The organism is Pedobacter nutrimenti, from assembly GCF_003208655.1.
Taxonomy (GTDB): domain Bacteria; phylum Bacteroidota; class Bacteroidia; order Sphingobacteriales; family Sphingobacteriaceae; genus Pedobacter; species Pedobacter nutrimenti.
Window position 1 is genome coordinate 981104 of record NZ_QKLU01000001.1, and the last position, 15669, is coordinate 996772.

At 44.0% G+C, this 15669-nt stretch carries 12 protein-coding genes and 1 tRNA gene; 4 read left to right on the forward strand and 9 right to left on the reverse strand.

Annotated elements, in window-relative coordinates; translation table 11 throughout:
• Positions 1-15: 15 nt before the first annotated feature.
• The 6 genes from B0O44_RS04125 to B0O44_RS04150 form a co-directional block, all read right to left on the reverse strand.
• Positions 16-1647, reverse strand: a complete 1632-nt coding sequence (locus tag B0O44_RS04125) for a S10 family peptidase (RefSeq protein WP_211321306.1) — start codon at positions 1645-1647, stop codon at positions 16-18.
• Between the two features lie 7 nt (positions 1648-1654).
• Complete coding sequence (locus tag B0O44_RS04130; RefSeq protein WP_211321307.1) at positions 1655-3184, reverse strand: S10 family peptidase; 1530 nt, start codon at positions 3182-3184, stop codon at positions 1655-1657.
• 19 nt (positions 3185-3203) lie between these two features.
• Complete coding sequence (locus tag B0O44_RS04135) at positions 3204-4724, reverse strand: SusD/RagB family nutrient-binding outer membrane lipoprotein (RefSeq protein ID WP_170123266.1); 1521 nt, start codon at positions 4722-4724, stop codon at positions 3204-3206.
• Positions 4725-4758: 34 nt separating this feature from the next.
• Positions 4759-7884, reverse strand: a complete 3126-nt coding sequence (locus B0O44_RS04140; RefSeq protein ID WP_110827401.1) for a SusC/RagA family TonB-linked outer membrane protein — start codon at positions 7882-7884, stop codon at positions 4759-4761.
• 344 nt (positions 7885-8228) lie between these two features.
• Positions 8229-9161, reverse strand: a complete 933-nt coding sequence (locus tag B0O44_RS04145) for an AraC family transcriptional regulator (protein WP_110827402.1) — start codon at positions 9159-9161, stop codon at positions 8229-8231.
• A gap of 93 nt (positions 9162-9254) precedes the next feature.
• Complete coding sequence (locus tag B0O44_RS04150; protein ID WP_110827403.1) at positions 9255-10841, reverse strand: amidohydrolase family protein; 1587 nt, start codon at positions 10839-10841, stop codon at positions 9255-9257.
• A 381-nt stretch (positions 10842-11222) separates the two neighbouring features.
• Here B0O44_RS04150 and B0O44_RS04155 point away from each other — a divergent pair, with 381 nt between their 5' ends.
• Positions 11223-11684 carry a BON domain-containing protein gene (locus tag B0O44_RS04155; protein ID WP_110827404.1) on the forward strand — a complete coding sequence of 154 codons (462 nt, stop codon included), beginning with the start codon at positions 11223-11225 and terminating at the stop codon, positions 11682-11684.
• A gap of 8 nt (positions 11685-11692) precedes the next feature.
• Positions 11693-12115: an SH3 domain-containing protein gene (locus B0O44_RS04160; protein WP_110827575.1), complete on the forward strand. Its 423-nt coding sequence runs from the start codon at positions 11693-11695 to the stop codon at positions 12113-12115.
• Positions 12116-12173: 58 nt separating this feature from the next.
• On the opposite strand, the gene B0O44_RS04165 is transcribed toward B0O44_RS04160, so the two are convergent.
• The 3 genes from B0O44_RS04165 to B0O44_RS04175 all read right to left on the reverse strand — a co-directional run bounded on the left by B0O44_RS04165 (position 12174) and on the right by B0O44_RS04175 (position 14419).
• On the reverse strand, positions 12174-12674 hold the full coding sequence (locus B0O44_RS04165) for an anthrone oxygenase family protein (protein WP_110827577.1): 501 nt from the start codon (positions 12672-12674) through the stop codon (positions 12174-12176).
• A 20-nt stretch (positions 12675-12694) separates the two neighbouring features.
• Positions 12695-13540 (reverse strand): NmrA family NAD(P)-binding protein, encoded by an 846-nt coding sequence (locus B0O44_RS04170; RefSeq protein ID WP_110827405.1) that lies wholly within the window; start codon positions 13538-13540, stop codon positions 12695-12697.
• Positions 13541-13603: 63 nt separating this feature from the next.
• Positions 13604-14419, reverse strand: a complete 816-nt coding sequence (locus B0O44_RS04175; protein WP_110827406.1) for a helix-turn-helix domain-containing protein — start codon at positions 14417-14419, stop codon at positions 13604-13606.
• Between the two features lie 158 nt (positions 14420-14577).
• On the opposite strand from B0O44_RS04175, the gene B0O44_RS04180 reads away from it, so the two are divergent.
• Both B0O44_RS04180 and B0O44_RS04185 read left to right on the forward strand, forming a co-directional pair.
• Positions 14578-14659 (forward strand) — tRNA-Leu (locus B0O44_RS04180).
• Positions 14660-14769: 110 nt separating this feature from the next.
• The gene (locus B0O44_RS04185; protein WP_110827407.1) at positions 14770-15636 is read left to right on the forward strand and encodes a cupin-like domain-containing protein; all 867 of its coding nucleotides are present in this window, start codon (positions 14770-14772) and stop codon (positions 15634-15636) included.
• Positions 15637-15669 lie beyond the last annotated feature (33 nt).

The window sequence follows — 15669 nt, forward strand, 5'->3', positions numbered from 1 at the left end:
TTACTATCTTTATAATTATTTTTCAGGAGCTGCACTGATCTCTTTGATCACCTGGTCATACATCCTGTCTGCATCTTTTTTAACCTGGATCAGGGATGGTTTATGTACGTACAGCATATGTCCCGCCTGGTAAAAGGTAAAGTTTACATTTTTTTTCTGTTCCGGTCGCAGGCCCATGGTGCTAAAAGTATAATCCGCAGCAAAATAAGGGGTTGCAAGATCATAATAGCCACACAGCACCCATACTTTCAGGTAAGGGTTTACCGCCATGGCCTGTCTTAAAGACTCCGCTACATTCAGGTAACGGTTCTGGACATTATTGTAATTCCAGGGCTGTACCCGGCCACCCAGAATTTCGTATGGGAGGTCGTTTTTAAATTTAAGTTCGGCCCGGAGGTAATGATTAATCGCCGCGCTATAGGGTCCTGAAATGGTCCCGTCATTGCTTGGATCAAATTCCGGGGTTACGCCCACATCATTATAATCCCTGCCCGTAAAACGGCTGTCCAGACGCCCAACAGTCAGTCCATCTGAACGACGAAGCTCTTTGTCAAATTTATGGATGTCAATCCTTAAATTGGTTTGACGGATATAGGTTTTAGATAAACCGGTATAACGGCTCAGCTGATCTACAATATGGTTGTATTCTTCAGCACTGAGCTCACTGCCCTTCATCAGGGCCGTATTGTACTCACCCAATGCAAAGGCCTCTACTTCTTTCAAGGTAGCCTTCAGGTCTTTCTGTAAATCGGCGGCCAGTTTTTTATGATACCATGCCGTTGCCGTATAGGTAGGTAAAAAGAGCGGATAAGGCAGGTCGTTTCCAATATCAAAGCGTGCGGTCTGCATATTTAAAATGGAGCTGATCAGTACCACCCCGTTCAGGTAAAATTTATATTTGCTTTGCAGGTATTCCGACAGGCCGGCCGCGCGGGTCGTTCCGTAACTTTCCCCTGCCAGGAACTTAGGCGAATTCCAGCGCTCGTATTTTGTACTGTACAAACGAATAGCTTCGGCCATACTCTGCAGGTCTTCTTCATAACCATGAAACTGTTTGTCGTTCTCTCCGGTTACTGCCCTGCTGTAACCGGTGGTGACCGGATCCAGAAAAACCATATCGGTTTTGTCCAGCCAGGAATAAGCATTGTCTACATAGGTATAAGGCGGCGGAAGCACATCTCCTTTATCGCTCATTAACACCCTCTTCGGCCCAATAATTCCCATATGCAACCATACCGAGGAAGATCCCGGACCTCCGTTAAAAGCATAAGTCATTGGCCTTTTTTTCTTATCGGCTACCCCATCTTTGGTATAGGCCACAAAAAAGATATTGGCCTTTGGTTTCCCGTCCTCATTTTTCAACTGCAGATAGCCGGCGGTAGCGGTGTAATTGATCACCTGGCCTGCAATGGTCAAACTATGTTTGGTACTGACCGGTGGCGGAATATTCTGAGAATTGGAAACGATGTATCCATCGGGGCTCAGCGGTAATGATACAGGAGCCGCTGCAGCTTTATTTTCAACAGCAGGGACTGGCGGGGCCTCTGCCTGCCCCCGGTTACCTCTTGGCTGGGCAAGCGCATAAAGTGTACTGGCCATCAGCAGTCCGCTCAGCAAACTGCATCGAATGTGGTATAAATATGGCATTTCTGTTTTATTTAATGTCCTGTAAAGTTTTATGATAAAATGAATCTGCATCTATTTTCATCTGTTTCAGCGAAGGCATGTGGATGTAAAGCATATGACCTGCCTCATAATAGGTGAAATTGATGTTCTTTTCCTGTTCCGGTCTTAAACCCATATGGTGGATCACATATCTGGAAGCGAAATAAGGGGTTGCAAAATCGTAATACCCACCCAGTACCCAAACCTTCATCGAAGGGTTCACGGACATGGCCTGACGCATATATTCTGCTACATTCAGGTATTTGTTCTGTACATTGCTGTAATTCCAGCGCCCTACACCACCACCAAGAATGTAATAAGTCAGGTTATTGGTATAATTCAGTTCCTTACCAAAATAGCTCAGCACGCCAGCAGTATAGGGTCCCGAAATCGTACCGGTGTTACTTGGATCGTATTCCGTAGCCGAACCCGTATCGTTATAATCGATCCCTGTAAACCTAGAATCCAAACGGCCCACTGTTTTTCCGTCTTTGCGCAGCAGTTCCTTATTGTACTGGGGCAGGTTGATCCGCAGGTTTGTATACCGGATAAATTCTTCGGACAATCCGGTATACTTACTCAACTTGGAAACCACAGATGCATATTCCGCAGCACTCAGTTTATCTCCTTTCATCAGGGCCGTGGTGTATTCATTAATCGCAAATTTCTCTACCTCTTCGGTAAGGCTTTTGACATCCCTGGCCTGAAGTTCCGGGCTCAGTTGTTTATAATACCAGGACGTTGCTGCATAACTTGGTAAATACAGGGTATAAGGCAAATCATTGCCTATAGCAAAATTAATGGTCTGGAAATTGAGCACCGCAGAAATCAGGACCACGCCGTTCACATACATTTTAAAAGCATTTTGCAGGTAATTGGACAAACCTGCCGCTCTGGTGGTCCCATAACTTTCACCAGCCAGAAATTTAGGAGAACCCCAGCGTTTATTCTGTGTGGTGTACAATTTGATAAACTCCCCTACAGATTGTATGTCTTCATTATACCCCTGGAATTCTGCTTTATCCACGCCTGGGGCCGCACGGCTAAAACCTGTTCCAACCGGATCAATAAAAACCAGGTCACTCTGGTCGAGCCAGGAGAATTCATTATTGGTATAAGAATAAGGAGGGCTTAAAGCCTCTCCCTTTTCAGACATGACAATTCTTCTGGGACCAATGACTCCCATGTGTAACCAGACAGAAGCAGAGCCGGGTCCACCATTAAAGGTATAGGTAACCGGTCTTTTGCTCAGGTCCCCACCTTCATCCTTGGTGTAAGCAATGTAAAAAATATTGGCCCTGATCTTCCCTTCTTCTGTTTTCAGGGGCATGTAGCCTGTGGTAGCGGTATAATTGATGACTTTTCCGTTAATGGTTACCGAACCTTTGGTGCGTACCGTCCCTTCGCTTTCGGGTTGCTGACGGTTTTCCTGCACCGGCGCATTGCCAGGTGCAGGTTTACTTTGGGCAAAACAGAACTGCATGCCCATTGCAATAAAAAACAAACTGATTCTTTTCATTTTAGCTGTTTAAATCTATTTATGGACGTGTATCCCAAAATACGCGTTGCAGCAAATCTGTTCTTGCAGGTGTATTCGGATTACTGTTTCTTTCAGATAAAGGATAAATGATAGACCTTGGGATTTTATCATAAACCGCTACTGAGATCGGTAAAGGTGTAATGGCCGGATAGCCTGTTCTTCTCCAATCGGTCCAGGGCTCCATCACTACACCAAAATTAGCGACGTATTTCTCATTAATGATCTGCTCCAGTTTTTGTGCATTTGTACCATTTAAAGTACCATTTGCAGTAATGTAGGCATCTATATCTGCGCTCAATACCCCGGCATCACTCATAGAAGCACGAATCCCGGCCTGGAAAAAGCTTTGCGCATCCCCGGCAGCGCCCAGGTTCAGGGCCGCTTCGGCCCTTATAAAATTATATTCTGCATAAGTGAGCAATTTTGCATAGGAATTGCCCTGCCAGGTAATAGAACCATCGGTAATCGTCCCGTCCGGGTTAACCACGATAGTACCGAATTTTGTATCCCCTTTCAGATAAGTGTTTAGTCTTGAATAGGCAACCGAAGCATTGTCCAGTACACTTGCCCCTTTATACGTTGCCGGGTTCGAATTGTAAGGAAAAGGCACAAAATAAGAGGGTCTCCTTGGATCCGCTTTGCCGTTCATCAGGTTAACGATATAGCGGTTTGGGAAAAAAGAGTTTTTGAACTGACCACCTTCAATACTTGCATTGGGGTTTTGACGTCCGGATTCGGTTGAAAACCGCATCTGAAAGTTATCTGCATTAGAGTCCATGAAGATTGCGCCGCTATTGATCAAAGTAGTGATCTGGGTAGAGGCAAAAGAAGGATCTTTCTGGCTATAATGTAAATACAGTCTTAATTTTAGTGTATTGGCAAAACGAATCCATCTTGGTTTTACATCTGTCCATTTTCCAATAAAAATGGTACTGGTCTGATCGGGCTCAAACACGGAGTTTGCAGCATTAATATCGGCAATTCCAGCATCAATGAGCTTAATCAGGTCTTTATAGATGGCCTCATCGTCATCGTATTTAGGATAAAAATTACCTGCAAATTTAGTGGCCTCACTATAAGGAACCTTGCCCCAGGCGTCTACGGTAATTTGATAGATATACGCTTTCATTAATTTCCCGACACCAGCATAATGAGGGCTTCCGGTCGCTTCTGCTTTTTCAATAAGTTTGGCGATATCTGCCAGGACCACAGCAAAAATGGAATTCCATTGGTTGTTCACATCTGAATTGTTGATGTTATACCGCTCATATTCCTTAAAGGTTTGTGAGGTATTGGTCGTTTGTCCGGAAAACTGCTGCATAATCAGACCACTGTAGCGATAAAGATCACTGGCCCCGATATAACCTATGTTTACCGTTATCGATGGCAGAAGTTGTGCCAGGGGTGCATCCTTAACATTGTTTGGATCATCGTTTACGTCATAGAATTTTTTACAGGAATGGAACAGGCTTCCGATCAGCACAAGACCTGTACATATAATTGTTTTATTCAGTTTCATAATTCTCATTGATTTTTTTCAAGAAATCTGTTCATTAAAATGTAGCCCTAAGCGTTGCACCATATGTTTTTGGTACCGGTTGAATCCCAAATTCCAGGCCCCGGGCATTTCCTACCCCTAAAACATTCTGTTCAGGGTCTAAATCCGGAAAATGTGGGGCGTAGGTCCAGAGGTTACGTCCGTATACCGACAACTGGAGTTTGCTGATAAATTTTGTTCTGGCCAGCAACTCTTTAGGAAAAGTATAAGTAAAAGTAGCTTCCCTTAATTTCAGGAAAGTCGCATCCCGGATATACCCTTCCCAGGCCACATATTTACCCGATAAGCCCCAGTAATCCTGTGCAGTAACATAAGTGGTGTTTGGGGTACCATCTGCATACACGCCAGGGAACAAATAAGGTTTGGATACGGTTCCATCCGGATTAAAGCGGTTAAATTCTGCTGTTTCTTTGGCCACCCCATTGATCCTAAGGTCTCCCAGGGTTCTGGAAAGGATATCCCCTTTGTACCGGAAATCCATCAGGAAAGAAAAACTGAAAGATTTATAGGTAAAGGTATTGGTCAGACCTGCGGTGAATCTTGGATTTGGATTTCCAACCTGTCCAACTTCTGAAGTGGCCTGCGGAAGACCATTTGCTTTAATGATCATTCGACCCTGGGCATCCCTGAGGTACATATTGGAATAGATCAAACCATATTCTTTTCCGGCAACAGCCTGCACATTGGGCGAGGTAAAACCACCCAGAGAAATCAGGCTCACGCCCGGTGCCAATTCTTTAACTATAGATTTGAAAGTCGTAAAATTTAAAGAGGCCTCCCAGCTGAAACTGGAATTTTTTATAGGGGTACCACTCAGTAAAAACTCCAAACCTTTAGTAGACAGTTTTCCGGCATTTCTGGTTTGGGAAGAAAACCCGGAGCTGGAAGGAACAGGTACATTAAAGATCAGTTTTCTGGAATCGCGTTGGTAAACCGACAAGTCCAAAGACATCCGGTTATTAAAAAAACTCAATTCTGTACCCAGCTCAATTTCCCTGGTAAACTCTGGTAAAAGATCGAGGTTACCAGCTGTATCTGAATAGGTGTAACCAACCAGGTTATTGAACGGGAAGTTGACCGCCGTAGAACTAAATCCATCGGATGCCCCGGCAGTTCCAAAAACGGTGTTGGTGGCGTAAGCATTGGCCCCTTTACCGACCTCTCCAACGTTGGCCCTGATTTTTGCGGAGGTCAGGAAATTACTTTTCAGGTTTGGAAAAGCTTCTGTAGGCACAAAACTGACGGCAACAGCCGGATAAAATATAGACCGGTTCTCGGGAGAAAGTGTAGATGAAAAATCATTTCTCGCCTTGACGTTCAGGTTTAAATAAGATTTATAGCCAACAGAAAGGTCTCCGAAAATACCCATTAAGCGGCTCCTGGTATAACTGTTAGAACCATTAAAAGAGTTAAAATTCTTCAGGTTGGCAAAACCAGGTATCACAATGCCTAAGCCTGTTGAGTTTAAAGTCCGGTTGTAATTGGACAGGATCTCATTTCCAAGTGTCGCCGAAAGGTTAAAGTCCCCATAGGTTTTATTGGCCGTTAAAGTGAAGTAACTGCTTAAATTACGGGTCAGGTTCTGGCTCTCGGACAAACCACCTGCCGCCGCAGAAGCCGTATTTCCATTACTCCTCACCCCTTTATCGTCAAAGCCCGAAATGTTATTGTTATAGGTATCTACCCCTACTTTTAAATCGGCCTGCAACCAGCTGGTGAAATCGTATTTCAGGTTGATGTTTCCATAAAAGCGGTTCAGCTCTTGTTTATTGGTAATGTGGTCTATAGACCAGTACGGATTTTCCTCATTGGTGGAATACCAGATCTGGTTACCGGCGGCATCGGTTACCGGTAAACCCGAAGCATTATAACTTCTTGGCATATAAATGGCCCTCCAGAGTGGATTTGCCCCCTGATTACCTGCCTGTGTGCGGTTAGAGGTATTGTTGATGTAAGAGAAAGAGGTATTGATTTTAAACTTATCGGTTACCGCAGCCCCCAAATTTACACTGAATGTATTGCGGGCCAGTTTGTTTCCCGGAACCAAAGCGGTCTGGGTACTGTTTCCATAAGAAACCCGGTAATTCATTTTATCATTGGCACCCGAAAAACTAAGGGTATTGTCGAAAGAACCAGCAGTTTGCAAAATATCCCTCACGTTATCCGGATAGGCCTGCAAAGGAACTTTATTTCCCATAATGTCCGTCACGGTTTGTCCGGCTATTCTCGGCCCCCATGACGTAGAGCGCGGAATCCATCTGAAAGGATCAGTCGCATCCCCGTAAACCCCATTTGTTCCCTGGGCATATTCATTTTGATATTCCGGAAACCGGTTGATAACGCCCATGGAGGCATTGGAAGTAAAGGAAACCTGCGATCTGCCCGATTTACCTTTTTTGGTGGTGATTAAAATAACCCCTGAAGCTGCTCTTGATCCATAAAGTACTGTTGCAGCAGCCCCTTTAAGTACGTTCATACTTTCAATATCTTCGGGGTTGATGTCTGATACCCTGCTGGAACTGGCGACACCTGCATTGACAGAATTGCTTCCGCCTCCGTTGTCAATAGGAACCCCATCGACCACATACAAGGGCTGATTGCTTCTGGTGATACTGGAAAAGCCCCTGATGGTGACGTTGGAACTGCTGAAACCTCCTCCTGCACCGGAAATTTGCACCCCTGCCACTTTTCCGGCCAAAGCATTGGTGATGTCAGGTGTAGGGGCATTGGTTAAACTTTCTGCGCTCACCTTACTTACCCCATAGCCCAGCGTTTTCTTGTCGCGCTGTATACCAAAAGAGGTCACCACAACTTCCTCGAGTTTCTTTGCATCCTCAGACAGGGCAACCGTATAGGTGTTTTCGGCACCTACCTGTATTTTCTGGCTCAGGTAACCGACAAAAATAACTTCGAGCGTTGCGTTAAGAGGCACTTTTAAAGTAAAACTTCCTTTTGAATTGGTCATGGCCCCAATTGAAGTCCCCACTACTTTAACGGAAGCCCCCGGAATGGGCTGCTTATCCTCTTTTCCTATAACAGTTCCGGTAATCGTTTTATCCTGGGCCTCTGCGAGCAAAGTGCACGAAAGCAGGACAAAAAAAAGGAGTAATACTTTTTTCATAATCTGATTGGTTTGGTTAAGTTAAAGGACATCGGAAATGGGGTTGGCCACTCCGATGGTTCTGGTTTGTTTATACCTGTATTTTGGGATACAGGCGGTTTTGTTGTTATTGGTTCAACCAAATTTAACGCAGGGGCCTAAAACTTAATAGGCTATAATTGTCCATTACTTATCAAAAATTGTCTACAACAAAAAAAATACAGACACAAACAGATTAATAATTGACAAATTAACCAACAAGTTGCACTACAAAACAACCAATCAAAAGAAAACAAGGGCAATAACAAGGATTTACGGTCATTTTTTGACCAGTTTAAGAAAAAACAGAAAAAAATATCGCTTCCTTAGAAACAGAAAATCATCAAAACGGTATAAATCAAGTTTTTTATGGCACTGTCAAGCGCGTTTAATTTATACTTACGGATATAATCCTTGGGCGACATAGAGGTTGTTTTTTTAAATACCCTGTTAAAAGTAATGATGCTGTTAAAACCGGTAGAATAAGCAACCTCTGCTATGCTCACAAAATCCCCGCTCACAATTTTTTTACAGGCTTCATTTACCCGGATCTCGTTGAGAAAGGACAAATAGGTTTTACGGGTATGTTTTTTAAAATACTTGCAAAAAGAATGGGGCGTAATGCAGGCAATAGAAGCAATGGTTTTTAAGGTTATGGTTTCAGAATAATGGTCAATGGTATAATGGTACACATCGTTCATACGAACCCCTTCTGCATCTGTAAAAGCAGAACCACAAAGCCCTATAGAAAGTGTTTTCCAGTCACGGACATGGGTTACACAATAATTCATCAGTTGTATAAAAAGCAGCAGGCGCTCCAGTCCTTCCGTGTTTCGGATTTTTTTAATAAAAATAGACAGCAGCCGGGTATAGGCCTCCGGTGCCTGAAGCGCATAGTCAATGCCCAAAAGAAATTTCCGGATAAATTCCATTTCCGGCAGCCCCATGAGCTGCGAAAGGTTATCTTTGGGGTCAAAGAAAATATGAATCGCATGGACCTGCTGTTCAAAATCTTTATCCGATTCATTGTGGTCCGACCTGAAAATATGAGGCTGGTCTTTTCCAATAAAATAAATATCTCCCGGTTTGAAGAGCTGGGTATAATTACCGACAATTAAAGTCCCCGCCCCCTTGATGATCAGTGTGATCTGAAATTCCCGGTGGCGGTGAAAATAACTATAAAATTCAGGCAGAATATCCTCCTGTACAACAATGGAGTGTTCACTGGCTACTGGTAAGGTGAAGGGAAGGACTTTCATAAATCAACAATACCTAAAGATTCGATAGTTAAAATAATAAATTAATACTAACTTAACAGGGCGTAACAGAAATTATACTTAATTCCCTCCTTTTCAGTCACCTGGCTGCTTAAGAATATAGCCGGTTTTTGATTTTTCTTGCCGGACCATCTCTTTCACTTCTGCCAGTAATTTTTTAGCATCGTACACGATGCCATCTTTAATGGTATACTTTACCCCTCCTTTACGCTTAACCTGATTGTCTTTATCCAATACAATGGCACCTGTTCCGTACAAAACCTGCAGGTTTTTTAAAGGGTTCTCCTCTACAATGACAAAATCTGCCAGTTTTCCGATTTCTATACTCCCCAGTTCCTTATCCATTCCCAGGGCCTGGGCACCATTCAGGGTCGCTGCTTTTATGACTTCCAGCGGATGAAAGCCGGCTTCACGGAGCAGTTCCATTTCCCGGACATAAGCAAAGCCAAAAAGTTCATAAATAAATCCGGCATCGGTTCCAACGGTTACCCTGCCTCCCCTGTTTTTATATTCATTGATAAAAGCCATCCAGAGCTGGTAATTTTCTTTCCAGTCCATTTCCTGCTCGGTACCCCAGTTGTGCCAGTAAGAACCATGGGAGTTCCAGCTGGGTTTATAAAATTCCCAGAGTTTAGGCATCGTATAGTCCTCGTGCCATTCCGCGCGACGGGCCCGCATCAGGTCCCTGTTGGCTTCATAAATATTAAAAGTTGGGTCAAGGGTAAAATTTAAGGCCAGCAGTTCTGTCATTACCTCTTTCCAGCGGGGCGTAAAAGGGGCAGCAGCCTGTTTCCATAAGGTCCCCGCCTCTCCAAAACGGTCTTGTTCATTCTGATAATTATAATCGGCAGAATAATGCTGTATGGTGCGATCGGTAAACATAGCTTCCGGCAAGCCATACCAGTGCTCCAGAGAAGTCATACCCGCCCGGGCGCTACTCAGGGCATTCCAACGCCCGACGTCTGTTTGGGAGTGATGGGCCATGGATCTTAAACCCAGTTTCTTATTTTCATCAAGCGCCGCAGTCATCACTTCGGGAGAAGCACCAAAAAATTTAATGCCATCGGCTCCTTTTTTGGCATTTTCCCGCACCCAGATTCGCGTCTGCTCTGCGGTAGAGATGGGCACTTTACTGCCCTGACCAAAAACGGTATACGCAAAAATCCTTGGAGCGGTAATTTCATTTTGCAGGCTTTTGTTTTTTTCTTCCAATACCCAATCCAAACCATTTAAACATCCCGGCTCCCGGATGGTGGTGATGCCGTGGGCCATCCATAGTTTAAATACATAATCGGCATCCGAACCCTTTTCTGCACCCCCGATATGGGCATGCATATCGATAAAACCTGGCAGCATATACATCCCTTCAGCATTCAGTTCTTTTCCACCAGTTTTTAAAGCTGGCCTTCTGGAGGGGTCAATGGGCAGGCCCGGACTTCCAACCACCCTGATGGAAACAATTCTGTTTTGCTCCACCACCACATCGACCGGCCCCATAGGTGGTGCGCCTGTGCTATTGATCAAAGTAACCCCCCGGATAATCAATTGCGGCCAGGGGCCTTCTCCCTCTTTTCTGGGCTCGGCTTTACGGGGCTGGGCATAGGTTTGAAAAAACAGGAACAACAAAACAGGAACGAAGCGGAAGTTTAAGCCTGGTTTCATTTTATAAAGATTGGTAAATAATAGCCTGGCACTTTCTAAGTACCAGGCTAAGTTTGGTTTAGGTTGATCAAATTTAACTTTCCCCCCGCACAGGTTACAGTCTGTTATTAACCCTTAATAATCATTTATTGTCCTAAACTTTAAAAAGCAAGATCTTTTTGTGACCCACCAAAAAAAGAGGCACTTTCTTTTGAGCTCCTTTTGGATTCCTTTTGGATTTGGGTCCTTTTTCAAAAGAAGCTCAAAAGAAGGTGGGTAGAAAGTCAAAACAAGGTATGCGCTAATCAATTATTTTATGCAGTGCTGTACTGTCAAAAAAAATGGATAAAAATCTAAAACATTTTTACCCGTTTTTTTCTTTTACCAATAAATACCTGACAAATGAAAACAAACAACTCATTCATGATTGCGGCTGTAGCCGTATGCCTGTTCTTTTCGGGATGTAAACCAAAAGATGCCGATATACAGGCTGCTGTACAGGCCAAAGAGACCAGTGGAATCACTGTAGCGGTAACCAAAGGTGAAGTGACTTTAACGGGCGAAGTTGCAGATGATGCTGCCAAAGCCAAAGCCGAAGAAATCGCCAAGGCAGAAAAAGGCGTAAAATCCGTGCTCAATAACATTATGGTCAAAACTGTGGCTCCTGTAGTCATTGCAGAAGACCCTGTCCTTCAAAAAAACGTAGCAGATGCCGTTAAAGATTTCCCAACGGTTAAAGCAGATGTAAAAGAAGGTGTAGTTACCCTGACCGGTGAGATCCAAAAAACTTCATTAATTAAGCTGATGCAGCGCCTGTCGGTCTTAAAACCCAAAAAAATTGACAACAAATTAACCGTTAAATAATGAGCGTTATGGCCTTAGAAGACAAATACAAACAATTAACGGATGCTGCGACCGGAGCAGGCATAGCTGATCTGGAAGTCCGTGAACAAGACGGCGTTTTATATGTAGACGGCACTGCACCCGATGGGGCGGTAAAAGACCAGCTTTGGGACATCTATAACCAGATTGATCCGAATTTTACTTCCGGGGACCTGGTACTCAATGTAAATGTTGCCGCGGATGCAGCTGTAACCCATGCAAAAGTCATTACCGAAAGCAGCAATCTGAATATCCGTAAAGGGCCCGGAACCGATCAGCCTATTGTAGGCAAAGCGGCCCACGGAGAAGTCATTACACTGGTTAACAGAAGCAACGACTTGTGGTGGCTGGTGAGGACCAATGACGGCGAAGAAGGTTATTGCTACGCGCAATACCTGGAGCCTCAGGCCTAAACCGAAAGAAGCCCCGGAGTATAAACTCCGGGGCTTCTTTTTTTAAACAATATGGGTTTTATCGTCCCGGAGCGCCAAGGCAAGACAACAGTGCCAGTACAAAGGATACAACAGCACCAATAGCTCTGATGAGGTTAAAATTATTCCAGGGGCTTTCAAATTTCAACCGCATTGCAGCCATAGACTCCGGGGATGCATTTTTCAAATCAAAATTTTCCAGCAGGTCATTAAGGGGTACATTACCGGCAATGGTCAAACCCATAACCCCAAAGGCATAAATCAGTGTTGCAGCAAGCAAACACCAAAAGCGGAAGTCGTGATGCCCAGGCTGCCAGGCCATAAAAGTACTGATTACCAGCAGAACCAGGGCGCCAAAAAAGCAACTAAAAAAGTAGGCATTCTGAATTTCCCGGTTAATGGATTGCATGGCAGCCAGGTAATTGCTATCGGTGACCTTTGCCAGGCCAGGGACCACTGAGCAGGACCAGCTGAAAAACAGCCCGGCCATCAGGCCGGTACAAATCGTAGCCAGGCTAAGTAAAATGTTTTGTCGTTCCATTGAAGATGCAGTTTTAAAATTTAAATTAATATAGAATTCCATACCCCGCTTGCAGCGGTTCTTTGTACATATTCAGAAAAATCCCTTGCCGGGTGACCCGTTGCCTGTTCTACGCCATTCTCTGTTGTTGAATTTCTACCATCCAGAACCTGCGAAAACAAGTAAGACAGCAGAGCAATATATTCATGGGGCACTTCATAAGATTTTAATAAATCTGTGTACGCTTCCAGACTTAACTCCTGATACTGAATTGTACGGCCTGTGGCTGCGGAAATTTCCTCTACAGCTTGTTTAAAAGTCAGCAAGCGGGGGCCCGTAAGTTCGTATATGGCCTGATGATGCCCCTGGGTTGTTAACGCCTGAACAGCCGCATCTGCAATGTCCTCTACATCGATAAAGGGCTCGGTTACATTTCCTGCAGGTAAAGCAACATGGCCGGCCAGTAAAGGTTCCAGAAGATAGCCTTCGCTGAAGTTCTGACAAAACCAGCTGGCCCGCAAAATGGTCCATTGCAGTCCTGATGTCCTGACAATGTTTTCGCATAGCACAGCTTCGGGCTCTCCCCTTCCCGACAACAGCACCAGCTTTTGAACACCTGCGGCTATGGCCAGGTCCTTAAACCGCCGTATTTTTTCAGCTGCGCCACTGGCAGCCAGATCGGGTTGAAAGGAAAGGTATACTGCAGTCACATTTTGCAGCACTGCCGGCCAGCTTTCCTCCTTTTCCCAATCGAAGGGAATGACTGCAGACCGGGAGCCCTGGCGGACATCAAATCCATTTTGTAAAAGTCTGGCCGAAATGCGGCTGCCGGTTTTTCCGCTGGCCCCTAATACCAGTATGGTGTTTTTGTTTAATGATTGTTTCATGATGATATCTTTTCCCCAAAATTACAGGCTGTAATTTTTCAGAAATAGAACAAAACCGACAAGTCAGAAAGTAAGTTCAGAAAGATTTTCCACCAACTCTTTAGATTGTTTTTGATACTGCAAAGGAGAAAATCCGGCAAACTCTTTAAAAGAGCGGATAAAATGGCTCTGGTCTGCATAATTTTGCTCAAAAGCCAGGGTGGTTCCTTTATCATAGCCAGGTTTGCGGAGCTGCCCGAGTGAAGCCTGAAAACGGCAGATTCTGCTGAACAGCTTCGGAGAAATTCCGGCGAGTTCTTTAAACTTTCTTTCAAAACTTCTTTCAGAAAGCTGAAGCCTGGCCTGAAGGTCTTTTAAAGAAATATTTCCATTGGACTCCAGCATCAGGGACAATACCTGTTCCATGGACGGATCTGTAGAAATTCTTTTACTTTTAAGCTGTTTGCCCAGGTAATCAAACAATACTTGCAGCTGTCCTTCCACGCCCGGCGCCTGCGAAAGTCTTTCTGATAAAGCATATTCCCTGCTCAGGCCAAATGTTTCCATGTTCAAACAGGAGTTGGTCAGTTCTTCGGCTTTTAAACCAAAAATAGCTTTAAGGCCATTGGGATAAAAATAAATCCCTGCCGTTTTAAAACTTCCGCTGAGCTTCAGTTCAGTATACCTGGTACTTTGTCCAAACAAAAAAACATCCGAAAGCGCTTTGTCTGCCTGGAACAAGGTACCGTAATCGCTGTGTTGAAAAATCAAACCCGGACTGGCATCTGCCATCGTCCGGAAGGATCTGGGCGATACCACCGCGTCATGGCTTTCCAGGATCCAGCAATAGCGGATATAGCTTTTCAAATGGTCCGGTGGTTGAATTTCCTTATATTTCATAATTAAATGTGACTTAAAGTTATTTAATAATCCACAATACTTCAATGTTTTAACAAAAAATTAATCGGAGCAACTCCATTTTATTCTTTATAATTTTCTTAAGGTACTTTGACTTTCAAAAACAATTTCTATTTTTGCAACCCCTTACAAGGGGAAATGCGGAAGTGGCGTAATTGGTAGCCGCACCAGACTTAGGATCTGGCGCTTCACGGCGTGGGGGTTCGAGTCCCTTCTTCCGCACGATAAACAGGCCGTCTTTACAGATGGCCTGTTTTGTTATTGGAAATCCCTGAATTACTATTTGGAAAACTTTAAATATAGTTTATATTTATTCTTTAATTAGGGTAAACATGGGAACGTTCCAAAACATTGAAAAAAAAGAATCTATTTCTTATCAGGATTTTATTGAGCAACACCTCAAAAAAAGAATTCCACTGGTTTTTAAAAATGCCACCGGCGCATGGAAATCCAATACCATGTTTACACCCGAATTTTTTAAGGAAAACTTCGGGTCCTATCAAACCAGTCATGGTGATCGAACCTATACCATGTCAGAAATTATTGACCTGACCGCCAAAAGTACTGCAGAAAACCCGGCCCCTTATCCGATATTGTTTGAAATTCCGGAGCAGATCCCCGAACTGTTAAAACTGTTAGAACCCCTGCACATGAATTATGCCCAGCCAAACTGGTTTCGTTCCGGGGTGATCCCTTATGGAAAATTTGGCAATAATATCCATTTGTTTATTGGTGGAAAGGGCAATCAGTATAGCTTACACAAAGATTTTTATCATACCAATGCCTGGATTACCCAATTATACGGGCAAAAAAAATTCATTCTGTTTCCTGATGGGCAGGATGAATATCTTTATGCCGGTAAAGAGGGAATGTCCAGGTACCTCTCTCCTGTAAATGTAGTTTCACCAGATTTGCAAAAATACCCGCTCTACAAAAATGCCAGTCCCCTGGAAGTGGTATTACAACCCGGGGAAACCATATTTGTTCCCAATGGGATCTGGCACACAACGGTTGCAAGTGAACAAAACATTTCTTTAATATTTGACCAGCTAAATGGTCAAAATTATCCGGCCTGGAAAAAGGACCTTTTTGAGATAAAACTTCAGGAGAGTAAAATCAAAGCAGCCCTGCATTACGCCTTTGCTCTTTCGGCCGGGGCCTTATGCAAGGCAAAAGCACTGACGGGCGCTAAATTTTAAAAGGAAGTACAGGATGGGACTAAGCCATTCACT